The sequence below is a fragment of the Citrobacter sp. VF227 genome (assembly GCF_052950715.1).
In genome coordinates, this window is the sequence record NZ_JBRFVF010000001.1 from 988,742 (window position 1) to 1,013,571 (window position 24,830).

The window sequence follows — 24,830 nt, forward strand, 5'->3', positions numbered from 1 at the left end:
TCTACTCAACCATGTTTATCACGTAATCCATTATATTATTTATAATATTCAGAAAAGCGGATAAAACCTTTACCACAATGACGCTAATATACCCCCTTAAGGTCAATAGTAATTGCCCCTCGTAAAATCGGCTTTATTGTTTTTTATGCATCCAGCCAGATCTTCTTCAAGCTCGATTCGTTACTTAACTAATCCTTTCATTCCAGAGCAAATCACAGATACCATCGGTTGGATTGAACGCCGCAGGTGCCCGCAACAGTATTTCACGTACGCACTCATAGTCGAACTCCCGGCAGGCGGTATCCAGTTCAGCAAGAAGTTTACTCATTTCACTCCACGGCAGCATAACCTCATTTGCAGTCTTTATGCGAGGATGCTGCGTAGTAGAAACGTTGTCGCCAATGAGCAATTCTTCATAAAGTTTCTCACCCGGACGCAAGCCCGTTGTCTGTACCGCTATATCGCCGTAAGGATGTTTATCATCGCGAACAGATAGCCCCTGCAGCGCAATCATACGGTGCGCAAGGTCAATAATTTTCACCGGCTCACCCATGTCGAGAACAAAAACATCGCCGCCGGTTCCCATCGCTCCCGCCTGAATCACTAACTGAGCCGCCTCAGGGATAGTCATGAAGTAACGCGTGATATCTTTATGAGTCAACGTTACCGGACCACCAGAAGCAATCTGTTTTTCAAACAGCGGCACAACCGAGCCCGAAGACCCTAGCACGTTGCCAAAACGAACCATGCTGAAGCAGGTTTTGCTGTGTTCCTTCGCTAGTGCCTGCAACACCAGCTCAGCGATACGTTTGGTCGCACCCATCGTATTTGTAGGCCGTACTGCTTTATCAGTGGAAATTAAAACAAAGTTTTCCACTCCGCAGTTCGCCGCCGCCTGGGCACAGTACAAAGTACCGAAGATGTTATTGCGAACACCATCAAGGACGTTGAACTCAACAAGAGGCACATGCTTATAAGCAGCTGCGTGATAAATCGTATTAACCTTGAATGCATTAATTAATCTTTCGAGATGCTCTTTATCCTGCACGTTACCAAGAATTGGATAAATCTTCACCTGCAAATCCTGGCTGAGATTCAGATTACGCAGTTCAGAATCAATAGAGTACAGTGAGAACTCTGACAGCTCGAACAGAATGATCTGATTGGGCTTATTTTTGATTATCTGCCGACACAGTTCGGAGCCAATAGAACCACCGGCACCGGTCACCATAACCGTTTTCCCGTTGATATTACGAGACACTAATTCTGGAATTGGAGAAACCGGATCTCGCCCCAGCAGGTCGGTGATGACCACTTTGCGTAACGCATCGATCCGCGCTTTACCTTCTACCAGGTCGACCATCCCAGGAATAGAAAGCACTTCGCAGGGTAAACCTTCCAGTGTCTTAATCACTTCATTCTTTCTGGAACGACTAGCACTTGGCATCGCAAGCAAAATTTTCTTCGCTTCGTATTTCTCAATCAACCAGGCCAGTTTTTCTGGTGCAAAGACGCTGACTCCGTGAATAACCTGCCCCTGCAGGGCACGGTTGTCATCGACAAAAGCGACCGGATAATATTCATCCATCTGGCTCAGCGCTGGCAGCAACTGACGACCCGACGCCCCAGCACCGTAAATGACGACTCGGGTGCCCCGCTTCATGCCGCGGTTTACCAGCATTCGCATTCCGAGTCTTGAACCGGCAATAAGCAATAATCCAAATGAGAAGTAAATGAATGGAATCGTTCTCGGCAGATAAAGATTGGTATAGAACGCCGCAATAATCAGCAATATCGACGATATAAACATACCAACTGCTACGACCAGCAGAATCTTAGCCGTAATATAGCGAATAACTGCACGGTACAGCCCCAATCTGACAAATATTGCCAAAGTGACGACGATTATTGAAAATATCAATAGCCAATGCGACGTACTATATAATGGTGTCAGTGAATCTATACGTACCCAAAACGCAAACCAGAATGCGCATAAGAGCAGTACCACATCGATAGATAACGTAATGATTCGTTTTATTGGTCTTGGTAAAGATATTAAATAAATTAGCATACTAAAAACTAGTCGCCTCGTTAAAGCTTGCCTTCAGTTTATAAAACAGTACCAGCAGGACACACTGAGTAATCGTCCACTTTTGCATTATAACCACCCACTGTACCAGCTTGCAGAAAAGCTGATTTCCCAATTTTAGCACTTCCTGCAAGATGAACACCGACACCTAAATGAGCAAAATCGCCGAGAATAGAATCGTGATCTACCGTCGAATGACTATTTACAATTGAAGCCACACCTAATTTTGCATTAGCCCCCACCACTGCTCCCGCTAATATCACTGAACCATCAGCTATCGTTGCCGATGGGCTGACAAATGCAGACGGATGTATAAGAGTGGCAGGTTGGATACCCAGGCTGATAACCTGCAGATAGAGTTGTTCCCTGACTTTATTATTTCCAATGCCAATAACGACGTTATTAGCATTGTTGATGTGTAATGGTAGCTCTGAAATTTTACCAATGATATATTTGTTGGTCTCATGGCAAAGGGAGGCATTATCATCGAGAAACACAATATCCGCATAGCCCAGTAGTCTGGCCAATTCGCATAGTGTGCGTCCATGGCCACCAGCTCCCAAAATCATCAGGTCATGCATTGACGTTGCTCTCTTTATCTTTCACGCCAGCACCACATTTAAATGCAACAAAGAATAGTGGTAACCAGGCGATAATCAGTCCCACAAAGCCATCAATTTTGGCATCTGCTATTAGATAGGCAATTGGCAAGAGCCAGAGCAGGTTAACGGCGATCGCCATCATCGTCACCGGAACATGACTGCCATATTTCCGGGCCAAGATCTGATAACCATGGCTCGCATGCGCCTCGTAGACTTTCTTCCCAGCCACCACTCTGCGCAGCAGTGTGGTAGTCGCGTCGACGATGAAGACCCCCAGCAAACATAACTCTGCAATAAAGAAGTTTGAATCGACTTTCGCGATATGGAGGATCATCAGCCCGATGGTTATACCGAGGAAACCGCTCCCGGCATCCCCCATAAAGATTTTGGCAACCGGGAAGTTCCAGACAATAAAACCTGCAGCAGCGCCAGCAAGGGCAAGCGTCAGCGGATATATGCTACCAGGAGCAAACGTATACTGGTTGACGACCATTAACAACGCACTGCTTGCCGCAAAGGTGATCGCTTCCGAACTGGCTAAACCGTTAATTCCATCCATGAAATTGTATAAATTCAACATCCAGACTAAATAGAAGCAGCCCAGAATCATCCCAATCCATGATAATGAGAGATCGTAACCAAACAGAGTAATAATCGGGAAAGATCCCAAGAAATATAGGCCAATTGCCGCAGCCAGAAAATGCATCATCAGACGCCAGCGTGCCGCAATATGACCGTGGTCATCCAGGAACCCGATTACTGCAACAATTAACCCCGGAATGAACAAACCTAAGAAGCCATCTAACGTCAGCGCGTTGCTGAAATAAAACCACACCAGCGCGGCTAAAAGCGTCAGGACAATAGCCACCCCCCCCCCACGCGGAGTCGGCACAGAATGCGAACTTCTCTGGTTTGGTAGGTCAATCACGTTATGTTTAATCGCATAACCGCGTAATCCCCAAGTCAGTGCACATGACACTAAAAATGCGAATATTACGATCCCTAAATTCAACATTATTTATTACCTTCGATATAATACTTCGCCGTTTTTTTCATAGTTTCATGCAGTGTGATCGGTGGTGCCCAGTGCAGTTGCTCTCTCGATTTACTGGCATCAACTTCAAGATCACCGAATAACTGATCGTAAATTCCACCTTTACCCACGGCCGAAAGTATTAATTTCAGGACGCTCTTCGGGAAATAGATAATTTTTGCGTGAATACCCATTCCAGTCGCAAAGGCGTTAATCATATCCTCGGTTGAAGGTCGCTCTGCATCGGCGAGCAAGTAGAGTTGATTTTTCGACTTCTCATTTACGACGCATTCTTTAATAAAGCTGACAACGTTGTCCAACGACACCAGCGCACGTTTGTTTTTGACGTTTTTAAACGGTAATGGCAGATTTTTCGACACCAGTTTTAACAGTCGCTGAATATTACCTGGCGCATTTTCACCACAAATCAACGCAGGACGGACAATAGTTAACGCCATTTCGCTTTTGGCAAAGGTTTGCCGCAGACTTTGCTCAGCCTCAAGTTTAGAAATGGCGTAGTCAGAAATTGGCCAAGGCTCTGACATTTCAGTGAAGGGGGTGCCTGAGGTGGCATTGCCGTTCACCCCAATCGAACTGACAAAAATGAAATGCTTAACGCCGCAGATGGCGGAGTCTTTAGCCAACTTCAAGGTCGCGTCGTGGTTAACACGACGAAATTCCGCTAACGCATTCTGAGCATTATCATTCAGGATATGTGCCCTTCCCGCTGTATGAATGACGGTATCACATCCTTGCAAAAGGTTTACCCAGTTGGTTTCAGCTGAAATATCACCCAGGTTGTAAATTCCCTGTTCAATATCTTCCTGCTGACGCGTTGTTAATATCACCTGATGCCCCGCTGATTTCAACGCCTGGACTAAAGCAGTACCAAGAAACCCGGTCCCACCAGTCACTAATACCTTCATTGCCGTCCCCTATCTGCTCGATCTGATAGTTTTTAACCACGATATGTTTTATCAGCCATCAAACAATGTTTTACGTTCATTCGCAAATGCGAGATATGCTACCGCCCCTGGCTCAAGAGCTACCAGTGCACTAAACACATAGAAAGTCTGCTGCCCTGCTGCGTTTTTACGCGGTCAGAACATGTTAAAATTTGATGATGTATTGTGGTCCTAATCGCACTTTATGACAAGGACAATTCCTGTGTACAATCATCGAATATAAATACAACTGTTTTTTTAGTGGTTGATTTAAATGACAAAACGGCAGCGGCATTTTAAAAACCCGTTTGGTTTTTAAATACCCAACTGCCGTTTATAGTTATACATTTAATAAATTCATAGCATCGCTACAGAGCCCTACTCAGCCAGTAACTTCTCAATGCTCTTACGGAACTTCGCTCCTTCTTTCAGGTTGCGCAGCCCGTACTTCACAAACGCCTGCATATAACCCATCTTTTTACCGCAGTCGTAGCTGTCACCCGTCATCAACATGGCATCAACAGACTGTTTTTTCGCCAGTTCTGCAATGGCATCTGTTAACTGAATACGTCCCCAGGCACCTGGTTCAGTTTTTTCCAGCTCTGCCCAGATATCAGCAGAAAGCACATAGCGTCCTACGGCCATGAGATCGGAATCCAGCGTTTGCGGCTGATCCGGTTTTTCGATGAACTCAACGATACGGCTGACTTTTCCTTCGTTGTCCAAAGGCTCTTTGGTCTGAATAACCGAATACTCAGACAGATCGCCCTCCATGCGCTTAGCCAGCACCTGACTGCGCCCGGTTTCGTTAAAACGAGCAACCATGGCAGCAAGGTTGTAGCGCAGGGGATCTGCACTCGCATTATCAAGAACAACATCAGGAAGCACCACGACGAACGGGTTGTCCCCAACAATTGGGCGAGCACAAAGAATGGAATGACCCAGACCGAGCAGCTGTGCCTGACGAACGTTCATAATAGTCACACCGGGAGGACAAATAGACTGTACCTCGGCTAATAGCTGACGCTTAACACGCTGCTCAAGCAGCGATTCGAGTTCGTAAGAGGTGTCGAAGTGGTTCTCAACCGCGTTCTTAGACGCATGAGTCACCAGAACGATTTCTTTGATACCTGCAGCTACAATTTCGTCGACAATGTATTGAATCATCGGCTTGTCTACGATCGGCAGCATCTCTTTAGGGATTGCCTTCGTGGCTGGCAACATGTGCATCCCCAGACCCGCTACCGGAATAACTGCTTTCAAATTAATCATTAAGTCATTCACCTATTCATTAGTTGCTGAATTATAGCTTTTTAGCTTGTTTTAGCCAGTATGAATTACATTGTACAGTTGCCGCGTATGTTACGCCGCTTATCTGTAGAATGCAGTAATCTTAAGCTCAAGTATGTGCAACTTAAGCCAGGAATGGTCGCAAAGTTACCTCCCCTCCCCCGGCAGTCGAAAATTCACCGCTTCGACATTCACCACCTGATGGTTTACCCGGTCAATGTCAACTGAACTTTTCCCTGCTTCGTTTACTGCATGAACATTGGCCAGCGAGAGCAGTGTGTCCTGTTTAGCCATAAACTTACCGCGCACATCCTGGCGTAGGTCGAAGTGCATCTTAAGCGCGGGACCCGTAGCTGATTGCTGCATCACCTTGATATTTCGTAAAAAAAGGTGCTGCGGTTGGTTGTGCAACTCAAGCGTGGCATGTTTCATCTCCACATTGGTGATGGCCACGAATGACGTTGCATTACCTGAGGAGATCTGAATGCCGCGTAATTTGTATTCACGTTTGGTGTTATCGAGATGAATATTATTCAGCTTAAAGTTTTGTGGAATGGATAAATATCGCCCTTTGATAACGCCGTATCCAATAAGCATACCTGCGCTATTCTCCATATTTACATTATCAATGACGAAATTATCGCATCCATAAATCGCGACCGTCGCATTGTCAATGCCCGCTTTCTTACTATAATCCGGAGTGATATTTCGCGCGGTTATATTACGAATGATAAAATGCTTGCCGTTCTCCACATGGACTAACTGTCGACAGTCGGTACCAGTGATGTTCGCCACAACAAAGTTTTTTACCGCCAGTTCATCGGGGTAGGTATTGTCATAGGTACTACCCGCCAGCCCGATGCCGATGCCCCAGTTCACGTTGCCGTTGGTACAATTGATACGTTCGATGACATGGTCAGAAATGAGGATGTTGCTGTCGTTGATCGCCACATTCCACTCAATGGCATCGCCTTGCAGATCGCTAAAACGGCTGTTCGTGATCTTTACGCCGTCCATTCGGTTATGAAAACCCTGACGCAAAATCCCATAGTTAGCGCGCGAGACAGTAATATCATCGATAATCAGATTACGCATCAGCCTTGAGGTTTTACCGCCGATATAGATTTGCGTCACCGGACCGAAACCACTCATGGCTATTCCTTTTATTACACAGTCCGAACCGCGTACATCCAGGGTAACGTTCCTCAGGCTCCCGTCCTGCTCGCCCACAACTTTGCATCCATCTTGCAGAACAAAGCGCCCACGGCCATTGCCACTTATTCTCCCTTGTAAGAATAGCGTTTTGCCAGGGGGAATAACGACAGCAGTATTGTGATCCTTACATTCCAGGCCTTTTGGTACGACAACCGTTTGTCCATCTTTGAACGCCTGCCTGAAAGAGGCCACCCAATCCTTCGGGTTGTAATCCTGAATGTTGACGCTGCCCGGTGATTCAAGCGCCCGGACAACGGGAGTATGCAGCACGACAAGCGCAGAGCCTACCGTCAACAAAGTACGGCGTGAGAGTTTTTTCTCTGACATACAACCTCGATTTACATCGTTTGCAGCAGACTGGCCAACTGTTTGTTGATTGCTACCTGATTAAATTCAGTTTCAATTTTTTCTCGCGCGCACTGCACAATCGGCTGCATCTGCTCACTGTCGAGCAGACTGAATGCCGCTAAACGCTCTGCCAGTGCCTGCGCGTCGTTTTCCGGTGCCAGCCAGCCTGACTTACCTGACTCAACCAGCTCAGGGATCCCGCTGTGAACGGTGGAAATCACCGGAATGCCCACGGCCATCGCCTCCATCAGCGCCACCGGGATCCCCTCCATATCGCCATCCCTTCCGGTGATTGAGGGCAGCAAAAAGACATCCGCCTGTTCAAGCATTTCCTTCACCTGATGACTGGGTTTAAAGCCAGACATCTCTACCACATCATCGAGCTGATATTGCTCGATCAGCGTCCGCAACCGACGCTCCCACGGGCCAATCCCCAGAATGCGATAGCGAAATGAGATGCCCTGCTCTTTCAACTGACGGCAGGCTTCAATGGCGACGTGCAGCCCTTTTTTCTCGGTTAACCGGGCGACAGAGATAATCTCCAGCGGTGCAGTTGGCGATTTCAACTGACGTGGCGTAAAGCGTGTCATATCAATTCCCATACGCGAGACGGCAATTTTTTGTGGCGGACATCCCATGTTTTTTAACCGTCCGGCCCAGAGATTGCTGATGGGCAACATCAAATCACCGCGTTGAAACAGCTGCTGATATTCGGGGGTATAGCGGGCAAGCACCTCCCGATGAGAGATATCAATGCCATGAAACACCGTGGCGATTTTGCCGCTTATCACGCCAAGCTCACGCAATTTCGCCGCCGTTACGCCTGCAGGTCCAAAATGCGCGATAAAGACATCCGCCGCAAACGCTTGCGGGTTCCCGCCGCATATGGCGGCCAAAATCAGGTTGCGCGCCTCATCGCCATAGCGTGAAACATTGAGCGCTTTCCAGGTGGCTATGCGGGTAATACCATGCAGGGCTGTCGCCGCCCTGGATTTAAGCTTCGCCAGCTTGCTTTGTGGTTCATTCAGTAACCAGTGTGTTTTTTCAGCCAAACGATAGGTAGTAAATGAGGCATGGGTATTTTCAAGATCGCCCTTGTGCAAGGCGACAATCTCCACGTCGTAGCCCATATCAATAAATGCGGTAATCTGATTGAGGACAAAGGTCTCAGAGGAGAGCGGAAATTTAAGCAAGAAAAAGCCAATCTTCATTTCTCCTCCTCAATACGCGTTAAAACCGACTGCACCATACGCCCCCCGCGTTCGCGTTCACGCGTCACAGCATCGCCGAGTCGTAGGTTCAGTTCAGGTAACTGTCCAAGAGTATCGGCTACTTTCCCTTCAAGACTGCCATCAAGCAGATGGCGAATATCAACAGCCATCTCTGGTAACCCAAGCTGTTGCATGATCCCGGCCGATTTATGCTCGTAGTTAATGGCGATGGCTGGCGTCATAAAATTCATTGAGATGATGGCAGAGTGCAAACGGGTCCCCACTGTCAGATCGCATGCCCCGAGAATTCTCCCCATTTCAAGGTCGTTAAGTTCATCCATCACCACGTGATAACGGGCCGGGTCTTTCACATACTGACGCAGGTTTAACGCCACCATGCGGTCATCTTTGTTGTAACTATCAATCCCGGTGCAGGTTGACAGTGCTATCACCTGGTAACCTTCATCGAGGATCCGATTCACGACACCGGCAAAAGCTTGTTCATAAGCCTGTTGTGTGGTTCCCAGACGCTTATCAAATGGCGCCAGCTCACGCAGAGTAATGGCAACGGTCTTCTGTTTTGCCGCCATCTGTAACCAGTGCTGGACGGCATAGCCTGGCTCAAAATCCTCATGATGGTTGTCGACCAGCCATGCCGTATCCACGCCGGATTCGACTTTATCTGTGGTTATTGCGCTGCGCTTCATCAGATCAAGACTGACGGATTCACGCAAAATCAGCGCATTACAGTGACCAAAAACGTAGTTCGCTAGCTGATTAAACTGCTCATCCTGGAATGGCCCCACGCTGTGACCAATCATGTACAGCGGTTTTTTCGCCATAAACGAACACAACGCATGTTCAAACTGCGGCACGCCATACAGATCGACAAAAAACGATCCGCCGACCTGGATAATGGCGTCGTAGCGCGACAGCAGGCGAACAAAATCGGTAAACCCCTGAGCGATAGCAATATTGCGCAGATTACCGGAGTCGGTGACACGCGAGAGCAGCACCTGATGCTGATAGCGACGACGCAGCACTTTCTTCACGCGTCCCATGACGCCCGCAGCGCTATTGTGCTGCTTCATCTGCGAATACAGCGGGTCACCCATCACCGGGCGGTTCAGCAACCATGAGGAGCTCACCGGGTAACGGCTCATCACATCCACTTCAGTCTCGGGACGCAACGTGTTAATGGCATCCAGCAAACCGCGCAGAATCGCGCTATCCCCTCGGTTACCGCAGGTATGGTTGCCTAAAATTAGTAATTTCATTATGACCTCTTAAAACGTTGTTCTTATCCCGCACGGAGCAAGGTTTTCATTTTTTCATTGCGACAGAGCAGACGTTTTATCTCCACCACCAGCGGATGGCGCGACAACACAATCATTAGCGTAAACGCCAGCGCTCCTGCCGCTATCTGGATCCCCAGCAGCGCGCTTAATGGCACCTGGTTACGCAGCGTTAAGCCCAACGCATAGCTCACCACAACGGTTGGTAAGGAGAGATACAACGGCAGCCACAGGCTGAGCATGTATTGACGGTAGCTGGAGCCAAGAACAGGTTTGATCATCACGAAGTAGCTGAGGATCGTATTAATCACCTGGACCAGCAAAAAGCCCAGCGTCACGCCAATAGCCCCCGCCAGATGACCGCCAATGAAAATGGCCGGAATAAACAGAAAGGTTTTGAATACATTGAATTTGAAGCTGATATCGACCCGGGCTTTTGCCATTAAGAGCGATCCTATTGGATTCCCTACCGAACGCAGCAACCCCACAATGCACAACAGTTGCAGGACCGGAATAATACCGTTCCACTTCTCGCCAAATATCAACGGCACGACATTGTTCGATACCACCATTAATCCCAGCAGTACCGGGAAATTGATAATCCCCACCACCGACAACAGCTTGTAAAAATTCACCCGCAGCTTTTCGCTATCGTCCTGAATTTTGGCAAACGCCGGAAACAGGACGCGGGTAATAATCGGATTCAGTTTGATCGGCGGGACAACCGCCACGTTCCACGCAAGATTGAATCCCCCCGCAATACCTGCGCCCAACGTTCTGGCTAGCACCAGCGTGGAAAGGTTGGTATTGATATAATTAATGATGCTGTCTGCCGTCAGCCACGCGCCAAAACGCAGATTTGACGAAACGGAAGCCAGCGAAAAATGCAGCCCAGGGCGGTAAATCTTACGGCCAAAATAGCCGAACAACAGCGTACGTAGCGCACTGTTCACCAGATACCCGAGAATGGCCGTCAGCGCGAGCGGCCAGAAATGAGCGCTCACCACGGTAAAGGTAAAACCGGCCAGCACCGAACTGGTTTCAATCATGCCAATTTTGTTGAAGGCCAGCTCTTTTTGCATCAGCGCGCGAAACTGCTGCCCGTGGGGTATCACCACAAACGCCAGTGATAACGCTTTGATGAGCGGCGCCAGTTCGGGATTATTGAGCACGCTGGCAATCGTCTCGCTAAGCAGAAACATCGCCGCACATACCACAATACCCAGCCCAACGTTAAGCCAGTACAGCGTCGTCAGCTCAAGATAGCCGATTTCTTTGCGCTGAATAATTGAGTTGGCGATGCCAAAATCCGACAGCGTATCGGCCAGCGCTATGATCACCAGCGACACGGTTAACAACCCGAACTGGTGGTTATCAATAATTCGCGCCAGGACGGTCATCTGAATAAGTCCGAGCCCAATAATGATCACCGTGGCAATCGCCGACCACTTTGCGCCATTAAGCGTTTTTTCTCGTAAGCTCATGTTAATACGCCGCTTTGTTAACAAAGCCTTTGAATATCGTCAGAAAAACAATTTTGATATCGAACCACACGCTCCACTCGCGAATATATTCGAGGTCAAACTCCACACGTTTTTCCATTTTTTCCAGCGTATCGGTTTCACCGCGCCAGCCGTTGATTTGCGCCCAGCCGGTAATACCCGGCTTCACCTTATGACGTAACATGTAACCCTCAATCAGTTGGCGGTACTGTTCGTTATGCGCCACCGCGTGCGGGCGTGGCCCGACGATAGACATCCCCCCGGTGAGCACATTAATAAACTGCGGTAACTCATCCAGCGACGTCCGGCGCAGAAAATTCCCCACCGGCGTCACGCGTGGATCGTTTTGCGTCGCCTGCGTTACCACCGCGTCGTTCTCCATCACTTTCATCGAGCGAAACTTCCAGACGTTGATCGGCTTCCCGTCCATGCCATAGCGGGTCTGGCGGAAAATCACCGGTCCTTTGGAGGTCAGTTTTACCAGTAGCGCGATGCCACAAAGTACCGGGGAAATAAGCAGCAGGATCAGCGAGGCCAGCACGATATCTTCCGCGCGCTTCAACAGACGATTAATTCCCGAAAGCGGCGTGTCATACAGTGGCACTACCGGAATGCCGCTCATCTCTTCAATCCGTGAATGCAAAATGTTGAAAGTAAAGACATCAGGAATGAGGATCACCGAGCAGGTGGTGTCGGCCAGCTCCCGCACCAGTTTTTTTACCCTGGCCCCCTCGCTCATCGACATAGCGATATAAACGTTATGAATGCGTGAGGCTTTGGCGTCATCCACCAGTTGTTGCAGATTACCGGCCCAGTCGCGGGAGTTTTTCCCAGGGATTGGATCGTGATAGACACCCGCTACTTCAAATCCCAACCAGGGTTCATGACGAAAGCTGTCCAGCAGCATTTGTCCGGCGGGCAGCTCGCCTGCTACCGCCACCCGGCGAGTGTTGTAACCGCGATTACGTAGCCATCCTGCACCGTAGCGAATAAATGACCGGCTTAACACCAGGCCAACGCTTGAAAGCAGATACCATGCCAGCCAGACGGCGAAGCGGTTATCGAAATCGTTATTGAAGGCGATCAGACCTGCGCAAAAAATCAGGCTCAGCGTCCAGTTTTGCAGCAACAGTACCAGCTCAGTGGATATTTTGACGCCGCGCCAGGAGCGGTAAAAATCTGTTATCCCCCCGAGCATCTGAAAAACCACCAGCGTGATCAACGCCACCAGCAGGTGCATGTACAGGAAAGGCAAACCGCTTAATTCGCAGATTATCCACAACCCGCCAAACATGATGGTGATATCTGAAAAGCGTTGCACCATCGAAATTAACGACGCATTGGTTTTGGCGCGTTCGCGCTTTTTTAGATGTGTCATCGTGGTTCCTGTTAGTCACCCTTTGCCCACATCGGGCAAAGGAAGCACCGGCATTACTGATTCAGCAACGCCAGAAGAGTGCGCGTTCGCGCTTCCATCAACGGAATATCTCCGCGCGATTCCACGTTCAGGCGCACTACCGGTTCAGTATTGGAAGAACGTAAGTTGAAGCGCCAGTCGACAAACGCCATGCTGATACCGTCCGTTCTGTCCACCGTCAGCGCCTCACGGGAAAAGTGTTGCTCCACGCGTGCAATCGCTGCCGCCGGCTCTGCCAGTGTACTGTTTATCTCTCCGCTCGCCGGGTAGGCCACCATACGGTCGCGGACCAGTTCGCCGAGCGAAAGTCCCCTCAGACACAGTAGTTCAGCCACCAGCAGCCACGGGATCATGCCGCTGTCGCAGTAGGCAAAATCGCGGAAATAGTGATGCGCGCTCATTTCGCCGCCATAAATGGCATCTTCGTGACGCATCCGCTCTTTGATAAACGCGTGCCCGGTTTTTGACATCACCGGTTTACCGCCTGCCGCCGTTACCACGTCCACGGTGTTCCAGGAAAGACGCGGGTCGTGGATAATTTTCGCCCCCGGATTCTTCTCCAGGAACGCTTCCGCCAGCAGGCCGACAATGTAGTACCCTTCAATAAACTGACCGTTTTCATCGAACAGGAAGCAGCGGTCAAAATCACCGTCGAAGGCAATCCCCATATCCGCGCCGTGTTCGATCACCGCATTGCGCGTATCTGCCCGGCACTCCGGCAGCAGAGGATTGGGAATACCGTTGGGAAAGTTGCCATCCGGCGTATTGTGAATTTTGATGAACTCGACCGGCACGCCCAGCGCCTTAAAACGGGCCTCAATGGCGTCAACTACCGGACCTGCCGCGCCGTTGCCGGAATTGAGCACCAGCCTCATCGGTTTCAGGTTGCCGGGATTGATGTAACCCAGCAGATGGTCAATGTAGGCATCGCGGGTAGTAATGCGCTGATAGCGGCCACGTTTCGCCTCATCAACCGCCGGGAAGTCATTTAATTCCGCCAGACGCTGCACGTCACGCAGACCGGTATCACCGCTGATGGGCCGAGCCCCTTCCCGCACCAGCTTCATCCCGTTGTAATCCATCGGATTATGGCTGGCGGTCACTTCAATACCGCCGTCAATGCCCAGGTGGAAGGTGGCGAAATAAATCTCTTCGGTGCCCGACATGCCGATATCCAGCACATCCACCCCCGCATCCTGGAGGCCTTTCGCCAGCGCCAGCTTTAGCGCCTCGCTGGTCAGGCGCACATCGCCGCCCAGAACAATCGTTTTTGGCTTCAGGAATTCGCCGTAAGCGCGACCAATACGCCACGCAATCTCTTCATTTAACTCTTCGCCCAGTTGGCCGCGGATGTCATACGCTTTAAAACAGGTCAGTTTTGTCATGATTTACCCTTTTTCAGGCAACAGGAGGCCCTGACTCTTAATGAGCCTTTTTAATGAGTGTTAAACGCATTGCCCGGTGCGCATCAGCGCATCAGACATCAGGCATCAGGCATCAGGCATTAGGCGCGCCCGTATCTGTCCGCAAACCGCACCACGTCATCCTCATCGAGGTAAGATCCGGAGCGTACTTCAATCAGATCGAGCGGGATTTTCCCGGGGTTCTCCAGACAGTGGGTCGCCCCCAGCGGAATATAGACAGACTCGTTTTCAGCGAGCAGCTTGATGTCATCATTAATTGTCACTTTCGCGGTACCTGCCACCACCACCCAGTGTTCAGCCCGGTGATGATGCATCTGCACGGACAATCCCTCGCCAGGCTTAACGGTAATTCGCTTCACCTGGTAACGGTCTCCGGCATCAATAGAGTCGTACTTGCCCCATGGACGATAAACTTCACGGTGAATATGGTGCTCATGGCGTCCGTCAGCTTTAATTTGCTCCACCACTTTTTTGACGTCCTGTACCGCGTAGCGATCGGCTATCAGCACCGCATCTTTGGTCTGCACCACCACCAGATCTTTCACTCCGACGGTGGTTACCAGGCCGGATTCGGCATACACGTAACTGTTTTCCGTTTTGTGACTAATGACGTCACCATGATGCACATTGCCTTCAGCAGTATGGGCACTGATTTCCCACAGAGATGACCAGGAGCCAACATCGCTCCAGCCTGCGTTCATGGGCATCACCACCGCATCCGCCGTACGTTCCATTACCGCATAGTCCACAGACTCTACCGGACAGGCGAGAAACGCCTGTTCATCAACGCGGATAAAATCGAGATCGGGGTCGACCGTACTCATGGCATTCACACAAGCCTCAAGAATGTCGGGGCGGTACTTTTCCAGTTCTTCCAGGTAACGTCCGGCGCGGAACAAGAACATACCGCTGTTCCAGTAGTAATCACCGCTCGCCACGTAAGCCTGCGCGGTTTCCAGATTGGGCTTTTCAACAAACTGCGCCACTTCGAACGCCACGGCGTCGGTATTCGTTGGCGAAACCTCGCCACGGCGGATATAGCCATAGCCCGTTTCTGGCTGGTCCGGCACGATACCAAACGTCACCAGCTTACCCGCACTGGCATAGGGCATCGCATTGCGAACCGCCTCGCGAAATGCCTCTTCGTCGGCAATCATGTGATCGGCCGCCAATACCAGCAGCAGCGGATCGTCCCCCGGACTTTGACGTTTTGCCGCCAGTGCGGCCAGCGCTATCGCCGGTGCCGTGTTACGTCCGGCGGGTTCGAGAATAATATTCTCAGTCAGCTTGTGCAGTTGCCGTAGCTGTTCCGCGACGATGAAACGGTGTTGTTCATTACAGATAACCACCGGGCTTTCACACTCCACGCCGTTCAGACGACAGATCGTTGTCTGCAACATGGTGAGATCGCCTTTCAGACACAGGAACTGCTTTGGATACAGCACGCGGGACAGCGGCCATAAACGGCTACCCGAGCCACCGGCCATCACCACTGGAAAGAGTTTGCTTTGACTCATCATGAACCCCGAATATCAGCAATAAATTGGCTTAGCACGTTATCTTTATCCAGCGTGCGTTCGGCATAGTCACGTGCCACCGTATTGACTTTTGGCATCATCAACGCCTGTTGAATACCGCAAACCAGCGCGTTTACCGATTCCGGCTCCACGCATACTGCGATGCCTGGAACAATGTTACAGAGCTGCCCCAGCTCGGTTTCTGGCTCGGCGGTAATCACCGCGTTACCACCAACAGCGAGGATATTGGTCAGTTTGGAGGGCAATACGGCATCTGCCGCACCGCGCTTTTGCACGACAAGATGGCAATCCGCAATCTTGAGCAACGCTGGCAGCGCGTCATAAGATTGCAGCGGAAAAAACAGCACATTGTTCAGGCCACGTTCACGGACCATACTCTCCAGTCGCGCTTTACCCCCGCCCTGCCCAACAATCACAAATAGCCAGGGGTGCTCGCTCAGCTCCACTGCGGCGTCAATCACGCTCTCCAGCCCCTGCTTTTCACCAATATTGCCTGAATAAAGAACAATCTTTTGGGAGACTGGTAATCCCAGCTTCTGGCGCAATGCCAGGGCCTCGGCGTCGCTCACATCGCGAAAACGCGCCACTTCCGACCAGTTCGGGAAGAAAATAACCTTGTGCGGCGCAACGCCTTTTTCCATCGCTTTACGCATCATGGAACGAGAGATGGTCGAAATATGGTCCATATTCAACAGCCCACTGCGCTCAAAGGCGCTGGCCAGTTTTGCTACTACGCCGCGCTTGCCGTTGCCCGCCATACCAAGCCCCAACATGGCATCGACTTCGTAATCCTGAACGTGCAACAACGTGCGCGCGCCGCTGAGTTTTGCCAGCAAGCGCATCCCCGGCGTACAAAACAGCGTCGGCACCACGCCGATGATGCGATCCGGCTTCCAGCGACGTTGCGCCAGCAGCGGGAAGAAACTGCTCAGGGCGAAACTGCCCAAATGCAGCAGGCGCTTGAGCGTTGAGGGTTGCTCAGGCACATACAGCGGACAACGCCAGACGAGGGCGTCGCCCTCTTCACGACGATAGCGCCAGGATGAATAGCGACCATTAACTTTCCATTGCGGATAATAAGGTGGTGCGGTGATCACCCGCACGTCATGACCTTGTTGCGCCATCCACTGCACCATTTCACCGGTGTACTTGCCGATGCCGGTCAGCTCTGGTGAATAGTTGATGCCATACACGAGGATCCTCATAGCCCGGGTACTCCGGCCTGACTCTTCTCACAGAAGTAAGCCCGGCTATTGTCGTGCACATCCTCATTGACCAGAATCTCTGTCGCCGCCAGCCAGCGGTAGGCATCATGTTGTGCATCAGGCAGTTGCAGGTCGTTTTCTGATACGCGCAGACGAAATCCCAGCACGATGTAATGCGTTGAGAAATCATCCCCGGAAAAGTTGTCGTCATAGAAGTGCTGCCAGACACCATAAAACTCAGCGGCGGACAGCGGTAGACGCAACCCCAACTCAGCTTCAGTCAGCCGTTCAAAAGCCGCATGTAGCGATTCATCTTTTTGCACCCGACCGCCGGGCACGAACCAGTAGCCCTGCGCCGGACGATTGAGACGCTTACCGAGCAGAAACTCTCCCTCGGCGTTTTCCACGATCAAGTCGATAGAAATCAGCGGGGTTGAACGTACGACGGTGGCAAAATCCTCATGACGTAAAAACATGCTTACCCCCGATAACGCTGCTGGTTTTCAAGGAACCACTGCCAGGTGCTGGCAAGCCCTGCCTCAAGTGATAACTCGTGATACCAGCCCAACTGATGCAAACGCGTAACGTCGAGTAATTTGCGCGGCGTCCCGTCCGGTTTGCTGGCGTCAAACACCACGCGCCCCTTGTAACCCACTACCTTTGCAATGGTCTGGGCCAGTTCACGGATGGTGCAGTCCACGCCGGTACCCACATTGATATGCGACAGCATCGGCTGGGTATATTCCTGCCAGACTTCATGAGCCAGCTCCATCACATGGATACTGGCCGCCGCCATATCATCCACATGCAGAAACTCGCGCATCGGCGTGCCGCTTCCCCACACCACCACATCCGGCGCATTTTGCTCGCAGGCTTCGTGAAAGCGGCGCAGCAGCGCCGGGATCACATGCGAATTGCTTGGATGAAAATTGTCATGCGGCCCGTACAGATTGGTCGGCATCACCGAGCGATAATCACGGCCATACTGACGGTTATACGATTCACACAGCTTGATGCCGGCTATTTTGGCAATCGCATACGGTTCGTTGGTCGGCTCCAGTTGCCCCTGCAAGAGTTCGCTTTCGGCTATTGGCTGGGAGGCATGTTTGGGATAAATGCAGGATGACCCGAGAAACAGCAGTTTATTCACGTTATGCAGGTGCGCCGCATGAATGATGTTGCTCTCAATCATCATGTTTTCGTAAATAAAATCAGAAGGATAAGTATTATTGGCTACAATCCCGCCCACTTTTGCCGCCGCCAGATACACCTGGTCAATGCGCTCAGTGGCAAAGAACGCCTGTACTGCACTGGCGTCCAGCAGGTTAAGTTCATCGCGGGTACGCAGCACCAGTTCGACATTATCTCGTTGGGCCAGCTGTCTTACGATGGCGGACCCCACCATCCCGCGATGGCCCGCCACAAAAATACGTTGTGTCTTCATCCTTAGTACTCCAGCGCGATGGCGACCTCGTAACCGTGCGACTTCAGCAGAGAGTGTTTCTTCGCCGCCTCAAGATCGTTGGCAACCATTTCCGAGATCATCTGGCGCAGGGTGATTTCCGGTTTCCAGCCCAGTTTTTCATGTGCTTTGGCCGGATCGCCCAGCAGCGTTTCAACTTCAGCTGGACGGAAATAGCGCGGGTCGACGGCAATCATTACGTCGCCTGGCTTCACGCCCGGCGCATCGTGTCCGGTCACGGAAACCACGATGCCTTTTTCATTCACGCCCTCGCCTTCAAAGCGCAATTTAATCCCTAACTGAGCAGCAGCCATTTCCACAAACTGGCGCACGGAGTACTGCACGCCGGTGGCAATCACGAAATCTTCCGGCTTTTCCTGCTGCAGCATCATCCACTGCATCCTGACGTAATCTTTGGCATGCCCCCAGTCACGCAGCGAATCCATGTTGCCCAGGTACAGGCAAGACTCCAGCCCCTGAGCGATGTTGGCGATAGCACGGGTGATTTTGCGCGTAACGAAAGTTTCGCCGCGGCGCGGAGATTCGTGGTTAAACAGAATGCCGTTACAGGCAAACATTCCGTAAGATTCGCGGTAGTTAACGGTAATCCAGTAGGCGTAGAGCTTAGCTACCGCATACGGCGAACGTGGGTAGAACGGTGTGCTCTCTTTCTGCGGGATTTCCTGCACCAGGCCGTAGAGTTCTGAGGTGGAGGCCTGATAGAAACGGGTCTTCTTTTCCAGACCAAGGAAGCGGATAGCCTCCAGCAAACGCAACGTACCTATTGCATCGACGTCCGCGGTGTATTCCGGTGAGTCAAACGACACCGCGACATGACTCATGGCGCCCAGGTTATAGACCTCATCCGGTTGGACCTCTTTTAAAATACGGGTCAGGTTGGATGAATCCGTCAAATCGCCATAGTGCAGATGAAATTTGGGATTGCCTGAATGCGGATCCTGGTAGATGTGGTCCACACGTTCAGTGTTGAATGATGAAGCGCGACGCTTAATGCCGTGCACTTCATACCCTTTTTCCAGCAGGAATTCTGCCAGGTAAGAACCATCCTGCCCGGTTACGCCAGTGATGAGAGCGACTTTTGACATGTTATTACCTCTTAAATGATCCCCTCAGGGAGTAACTTTCTCGACGCGTTCGCGCGTGACTACTGCGGGATTTCCCCGACAAACGACATTTGCTGGCAGCGATTTAAATACGCTGCTGCGTGCTCCAACGACGGTGCCCTCGCCAATCGTCACGCCTGGCGCGACAAAGACATCTGTCGCCAGCCAGCATTTATCGCCAACCACAATCGGTGTGGCGTTAATATCAAAATATTGGCTGGCGTAATCATGACTTCCGGTACATAAATAACTTTTTTGCGAAATAACCGCGTGTGCGCCAATCGTAATATTACCCAACGTATATAAAACCGCGTCATCACCCACCCAGGCATAATCTCCCAGGGTTAATTTCCACGGATAAGTAATTTTTACTGAAGGTCGAATAACTACGTTTTTTCCTATTTTCGCACCGAACATTCGTAATAAAAATGCACGCCAGCGATACATTACCTGGGGTGACCAGCGAAACAGTGTTGCCTGTACCGCCCACCATAATTGCACTTTAATAGCGCCGCCACCGCGAAAACCTTTCGGCACGCTGAAGCCGCTTAAATCCTGCATAATGTGACCTTACGTTTTGCCATATAATGTTTTTGTTTTACCGGTTGTACGCAGCCGTAAATATTCAGAAACCCCAGTCAAAAAACCTGGCATATGTAATATCTGCCGCTGAACTTTTTTTGCATCGCGGCATAATTCCAGATTATTCGTCGTTGACACTCCGCCCATCGAAAACTCCGACACCAGCCCGTCCAGTTTTTTGAAAGCGTAACCAGATTTATATAGTCTGGCAGCCAGCGCGTAATCGGACGATATTTTATATTGCAAATCATAACGCCAGACATTCAGTCCAGAGAGCGGAAAAAAGATGGCCTGATGGCTGGCAGGCAGGCTGTGATAAATATACCAACCCGGCTTTGCCCGGCGCTTAATTTTGTTGCCATTGCCAAAATCCAGCAACGCGTCGCCGATAACCATGGCTTTATCACTCTGCGTTTTTAACTGGCGGATGAACTGAGCCGCATCGGCATGCAGAATATCCCCGGAATTGAGGAACAGCGCAAAGCGCCCGCACGCCATCGCAATGCCTTTGTTCATCGCATCATAAATGCCGTTATCCGGTTCGCTGACAAACCGTAACCGGTGTTCTCCACCGAGACCTTCAAGAAACGCCGACGTACCGTCAGAGGAGCCGCCATCAACAACAATCCACTCAAAACTGATATCGCCTGCCTGCGCCAGGTGTGCCAGCGAGGCGTGAGTTTTGACGATCCCTTCCAGATTACGAAAGGCGACGGTAATAATACTAAGCAGCATGTGATTTACCTCGCGATGTTCAGCGCCTTGCGCAAAATAAACGGACACACAATTAAAAAAGCGTATTCCGGACTAAATACTGATCCTGTAAAAAACATCGACAGCGGCGTAAAAAGATATAGCTGCACCCGATAATTCTGATTATCGCCAAAAGCAGTGAACATCATCTTCATGACTTTCCCCATATACCACAGGGTTAATATCACGGCGAACCACGAAAAATTAATAATCAGCAGATACAAACCATTGTCTATCGTTTTACCCACATCCGCACCGTTAAAAATTCCGAATGACGCGACATATTCATAAAGCGAACCGAATCTTACGACGCCATCAACATGCATTAACGAATAACCGACCATCACTAGCGGCCCCACGATTCGATAATACGATGATGATCCTTCGGTCCCTAAATCGCTAAGCCGCGTGGCGATGTATGGAAAAGCAAATATCACACCAACAACAAACACGCTCAATGAGATTATCGCCAGCGGTAGCTTCTTTTTTATCGCATCTTTATTCAGGTACTGGAATGCCCACTCCAGGAGATAGAACAAAATAAACGTCATCACCCCTGAAAATGAACCCGATAATATTATCCCTGCCAGAATCATAGCATCGGACTTAGGGGTTTTGATACCAAACTGTTTGATACTGAGCCAAATTGAGATTAACGCCAGAGCGAAGAATGCCGGTTCGAAATAAAGCGCCGTTGTGCGCTTCCCGCCAAACTTAATAAAGTTCAGAACATAACTGTTACTGTAAATAAGATATTTCGAAATAGCTTCCATTAAGCTGCTGCCGCCGCTAAGAATGATCTGCGCCATTTCAACTGCAGCTAACCCCACCACCAGTCCCACGACCAGCCAAAAAAAACGCAAAATCTTAATGTAGTTATGCGGCGAAATCGTTTTGAAGCGAATACTCCATACCATGCCAATAATCACCACGGTATAGATAAACAGCATAGCGGACGTCACATACTTACTGGCATCCAGTGACTGACCAAACAAATAGTTAAATACCGTCAGCCCGCCCCCCAAACCCAGCGCTATCATTAGCTTTTTAATATTGATGCGTTCAACAAACAGCAACAGCAGAACAGGTAAGAATGTGACGAGGGTTATCGGGAAGCTCTCGCCAAGCTGAGCAAGTTTGACGTTAACCAGCAGATAAAGCAGCGGTAGCACCAGATAGCTACAGATTCTGATAGAACGAGACATATTCCTCCAGCATCTGTTGCCCACTGTATGCCACCCGGCTGCGCTGGCTAAATTCGGCAAGCGACGTGTTAAAGACTGCCTGCGCAATGTCTGATTTTTTCAGTTGCACCAGTTGCAAAACGTCTGATTCACTGAACGTTTTGCCGCCCGATTTTTCCAGCACTTCCCGCGCGGCATCGCTGTGCGTGGCAATCACCGGTACGCCGATGGACAGCGCTTCGCACAGAATCAGCGGGTAGTTATCAACGCGAGAACTGAACACCAGGCCGTCCATCTCGTTAAGCGCGCTCATCAACGTTCGTTTATCACTTTCAAACCCGTGGTTGATGACGTTATCCCCGACAAATGGCGAAAATTTGCCAAAAGTATGCAGTTCAACTTTGTCGCCGAGCGCGATAATCTCCCGCACCAGCTGTTGACGGGTTTTCCCGTCATAGCGCAGATCATGAGCCACCACGGCAATTTTCGGTCGACCGCTCTCCTCATGCTTAGCGGGAAGCTCGGCAAGAATGGCTTCAGTTGCCACATCGATGCCGTTGTTAATAATGCGGCAGCACCCTACGCCATACAGGCTGTTGAATGCGTCGGCCACATGTTGACTGGGCGAGATAAACTGGCAGCCCAGCGCCAGCATGGCGCGAAACATCTGTCGCTTACCGGGCAACTGCTGATGGGCTTTATCGATTTTTACCGGCGGATAGTTGCTGAGCGTTGGGCATTTCTGGCAGCCCGTTTTCCAGCTTTCACAGCCATCTGTAAATGCACAGCGCCCGGTCACGCTCCAGTGATCGTGTAGCGTCCAGACGAAGGTGATATCTGGTTTGTGCACCTTCACTTTTTGGCAAAAGGTGACCACTTCTTCCAGATTCAACCAGTAGCTGTGCAACACATGAAAATGCAGTACCAGCGGGCCGGTAGTGCAAGTAACCGTACGGTATAACTTGTCGAGATTGCCAAACATATCGCGATTGGCGAAACGGAACAGCGCAATATTTGCCGCCGAGGTCAGACGTGGCGTATGTTTGATAACCTGCGGGTAATTCGCGTGGCTGGCGCTTTTCTTGCCCCCTTTGCCATAGCCGTAGATAAAACGCGACGACAGTCCTTTCTTCAGCGCTCTCAGATGCAAATCCAACGCCACCCCTGCAGCCCCGCCTTCTGCGAGTCGCACATTAAACTGTAATATCTTCATTTTATTACCTTCACTCGTGCCTTCTCGCCCACGACCAGCGCATTGTCCGGAATGCTATCCACCACCACGCTGCCAGCGCCAATCGTCACGTTATCGCCAATCGTAATATCACCGAGCAGAGTGACGCAGGCCCCCAGTTCAACGCCATTACCGATGACCGGACAGGACTGATCGTTGCCACCAGAATTGCCGATAGTGACGCCGTGGCGCACGGTGAAGTCATCCCCCGCCACCACGTGTTTATTGATCACCAACCCATAACCATGGTGGATGGTGAAACGACGACCAATAGACGCAGCAGCCTGAATCTCATATCCAAACAGACATTCCGTGATCAGGCGATATAGCACCAGCACTGGTGCGGCCCACAGGTTGTTCAGGACATTTTTTTTACGCCATACAGAGCAAAAATGGGCAATCCGATAGGCCACCACCATACAGCAGGGACGCAGACTCCAGCTGTTGGCGCGTAAATCTTCCAGCATACTTAGCGCCCTCGCAGTCCGTCGGCCAGACGCTTACTGTTGCGAACGGAAAGCAGCGTCAGCAGCGTCCGCCAGTTCATCCGTTTGTTGCGGATCTGATAGAGAGTAAACAGCTGATATTTCTTGCTGGCCCGGTCAAATTTGCCTTTGTGTTTGCGGTAAAACTGAAAGTAGCCGGAGAATTTTTTCGGCGATGAAGTAATACGCATTTCACCGTGATTGACATGCAGGATCTGCGTTGCCTCTTTAACCTTCCAAGGTTTGCCATACGCCACCACCATGCGCAGGAAGATGTCGTAATCCTGCGCCGCTTTTAGCGTGGTATCGAACAGGCAGGCTTTAAATCGCCAGGCCCAGGTAAACACCTGATTGCCAATGATATTGCGCTTGTAAAATTTACGGCGTGAATAGCCGGATTTCGGATAGATCGGCAGGCTGGTCGGCTGAGAATACACTTCGCCTTCACAGACATAATCATTGGCATACAGAAACGCCCGCGTGACCAGATGATGACGATAGTTGAGAAAGACGCTCAGGCGGTTCGGCGTCCATTCGTCATCATCATCAATCCCCGTAATATATTGCCCGCTGGCCTGCATGATGGCTTGATTACGTACCGCGCAGGCCCCGGAGTTGGTGGCATTGTGCGTGTAAGACACGCGCGGATCGCTGAGTTCCTCAACAAACTGCTGCAGTTGCTCATACGAGGAAGAGCAATCATCTACAATGATCATCTCCCAGTGAGGATAGTCCTGGCGCAATACTGATTTAATCGCCCGGATGGCCAGCTGCTGACGATTCCAGGTTGGCATATAAATTGAAATGAGTGGGTTGTCTGTCGTCATTTTCGTTTCCCAAATAAAGTTGCCTGATGGCGCTGCGTTTATCAGGCCTACATTTGATATGCGTTACTG

The 24,830-nt window shown here is 50.5% G+C and carries 22 protein-coding genes; all 22 read right to left on the reverse strand.

The window, feature by feature from the left end; translation table 11 throughout:
• Positions 1-184 precede the first annotated feature (184 nt).
• Positions 185-2,071: a polysaccharide biosynthesis protein gene (locus ACU8YC_RS05000; protein ID WP_446895074.1), complete on the reverse strand. Its 1,887-nt coding sequence runs from the start codon at positions 2,069-2,071 to the stop codon at positions 185-187.
• A 38-nt stretch (positions 2,072-2,109) separates the two neighbouring features.
• The gene (locus ACU8YC_RS05005) at positions 2,110-2,670 is read right to left on the reverse strand and encodes a PglD-related sugar-binding protein (RefSeq protein WP_210904598.1); all 561 of its coding nucleotides are present in this window, start codon (positions 2,668-2,670) and stop codon (positions 2,110-2,112) included.
• Positions 2,663-3,706: an MraY family glycosyltransferase gene (locus tag ACU8YC_RS05010; protein WP_446895075.1), complete on the reverse strand. Its 1,044-nt coding sequence runs from the start codon at positions 3,704-3,706 to the stop codon at positions 2,663-2,665. Before ACU8YC_RS05010 ends, ACU8YC_RS05005 begins: the two co-directional genes overlap by 8 nt.
• On the reverse strand, positions 3,706-4,650 hold the full coding sequence (locus tag ACU8YC_RS05015; protein WP_210904596.1) for an NAD-dependent epimerase/dehydratase family protein: 945 nt from the start codon (positions 4,648-4,650) through the stop codon (positions 3,706-3,708). The genes ACU8YC_RS05010 and ACU8YC_RS05015 overlap by 1 nt, the downstream gene beginning before the upstream one ends.
• A 396-nt stretch (positions 4,651-5,046) precedes the next feature.
• Complete coding sequence (galF, locus tag ACU8YC_RS05020) at positions 5,047-5,940, reverse strand: GalU regulator GalF (RefSeq protein ID WP_210904595.1); 894 nt, start codon at positions 5,938-5,940, stop codon at positions 5,047-5,049.
• 165 nt (positions 5,941-6,105) lie between these two features.
• Positions 6,106-7,500: a colanic acid biosynthesis protein WcaM gene (gene wcaM, locus ACU8YC_RS05025; protein WP_446895076.1), complete on the reverse strand. Its 1,395-nt coding sequence runs from the start codon at positions 7,498-7,500 to the stop codon at positions 6,106-6,108.
• 11 nt (positions 7,501-7,511) lie between these two features.
• A complete protein-coding gene (gene wcaL, locus ACU8YC_RS05030) occupies positions 7,512-8,732 on the reverse strand; it encodes a colanic acid biosynthesis glycosyltransferase WcaL (RefSeq protein ID WP_446895077.1) in 1,221 nt (406 codons plus the stop codon).
• Complete coding sequence (gene wcaK, locus ACU8YC_RS05035) at positions 8,729-10,009, reverse strand: colanic acid biosynthesis pyruvyl transferase WcaK (protein WP_446895078.1); 1,281 nt, start codon at positions 10,007-10,009, stop codon at positions 8,729-8,731. Before wcaK ends, wcaL begins: the two co-directional genes overlap by 4 nt.
• Before the next feature lie 23 nt (positions 10,010-10,032).
• Positions 10,033-11,511: a colanic acid undecaprenyl disphosphate flippase WzxC gene (wzxC, locus tag ACU8YC_RS05040; RefSeq protein ID WP_446895079.1), complete on the reverse strand. Its 1,479-nt coding sequence runs from the start codon at positions 11,509-11,511 to the stop codon at positions 10,033-10,035.
• A 1-nt stretch (position 11,512) separates the two neighbouring features.
• On the reverse strand, positions 11,513-12,907 hold the full coding sequence (wcaJ, locus tag ACU8YC_RS05045; RefSeq protein ID WP_446895080.1) for an undecaprenyl-phosphate glucose phosphotransferase: 1,395 nt from the start codon (positions 12,905-12,907) through the stop codon (positions 11,513-11,515).
• Positions 12,908-12,960: 53 nt separating this feature from the next.
• Positions 12,961-14,331 (reverse strand): colanic acid biosynthesis phosphomannomutase CpsG, encoded by a 1,371-nt coding sequence (gene cpsG, locus ACU8YC_RS05050; protein ID WP_446895081.1) that lies wholly within the window; start codon positions 14,329-14,331, stop codon positions 12,961-12,963.
• A gap of 119 nt (positions 14,332-14,450) precedes the next feature.
• Positions 14,451-15,887, reverse strand: a complete 1,437-nt coding sequence (gene cpsB, locus ACU8YC_RS05055; protein WP_446895082.1) for a mannose-1-phosphate guanyltransferase — start codon at positions 15,885-15,887, stop codon at positions 14,451-14,453.
• Positions 15,887-17,113: a colanic acid biosynthesis fucosyltransferase WcaI gene (gene wcaI, locus ACU8YC_RS05060; protein WP_446895083.1), complete on the reverse strand. Its 1,227-nt coding sequence runs from the start codon at positions 17,111-17,113 to the stop codon at positions 15,887-15,889. Before wcaI ends, cpsB begins: the two co-directional genes overlap by 1 nt.
• Positions 17,110-17,589, reverse strand: a complete 480-nt coding sequence (locus ACU8YC_RS05065) for a GDP-mannose mannosyl hydrolase (protein ID WP_151219760.1) — start codon at positions 17,587-17,589, stop codon at positions 17,110-17,112. Before ACU8YC_RS05065 ends, wcaI begins: the two co-directional genes overlap by 4 nt.
• 2 nt (positions 17,590-17,591) lie before the next feature.
• Positions 17,592-18,557, reverse strand: a complete 966-nt coding sequence (gene fcl / locus ACU8YC_RS05070) for a GDP-L-fucose synthase (protein ID WP_446895084.1) — start codon at positions 18,555-18,557, stop codon at positions 17,592-17,594.
• A gap of 2 nt (positions 18,558-18,559) precedes the next feature.
• A complete protein-coding gene (gene gmd, locus ACU8YC_RS05075; protein WP_286538959.1) occupies positions 18,560-19,681 on the reverse strand; it encodes a GDP-mannose 4,6-dehydratase in 1,122 nt (373 codons plus the stop codon).
• Between the two features lie 24 nt (positions 19,682-19,705).
• Positions 19,706-20,260, reverse strand: coding sequence for a colanic acid biosynthesis acetyltransferase WcaF (gene wcaF / locus ACU8YC_RS05080; protein WP_252837739.1), 555 nt, complete (start codon positions 20,258-20,260; stop codon positions 19,706-19,708).
• A 9-nt stretch (positions 20,261-20,269) separates the two neighbouring features.
• Positions 20,270-21,016 (reverse strand): colanic acid biosynthesis glycosyltransferase WcaE, encoded by a 747-nt coding sequence (gene wcaE, locus ACU8YC_RS05085; RefSeq protein WP_121529256.1) that lies wholly within the window; start codon positions 21,014-21,016, stop codon positions 20,270-20,272.
• Positions 21,017-21,021: 5 nt separating this feature from the next.
• Positions 21,022-22,239 carry a colanic acid polymerase WcaD gene (gene wcaD, locus ACU8YC_RS05090; protein ID WP_446895085.1) on the reverse strand — a complete coding sequence of 406 codons (1,218 nt, stop codon included), beginning with the start codon at positions 22,237-22,239 and terminating at the stop codon, positions 21,022-21,024.
• Entirely contained in the window at positions 22,214-23,431 is a 1,218-nt protein-coding gene (wcaC, locus tag ACU8YC_RS05095; RefSeq protein WP_151219764.1) for a colanic acid biosynthesis glycosyltransferase WcaC, read from the reverse strand. The genes wcaD and wcaC overlap by 26 nt, the downstream gene beginning before the upstream one ends.
• Positions 23,428-23,916, reverse strand: coding sequence for a colanic acid biosynthesis acetyltransferase WcaB (gene wcaB, locus ACU8YC_RS05100; RefSeq protein WP_252837742.1), 489 nt, complete (start codon positions 23,914-23,916; stop codon positions 23,428-23,430). Before wcaB ends, wcaC begins: the two co-directional genes overlap by 4 nt.
• 2 nt (positions 23,917-23,918) lie before the next feature.
• Entirely contained in the window at positions 23,919-24,761 is an 843-nt protein-coding gene (gene wcaA / locus ACU8YC_RS05105) for a colanic acid biosynthesis glycosyltransferase WcaA (protein ID WP_151219765.1), read from the reverse strand.
• Between the last annotated feature and the right edge of the window lie 69 nt (positions 24,762-24,830).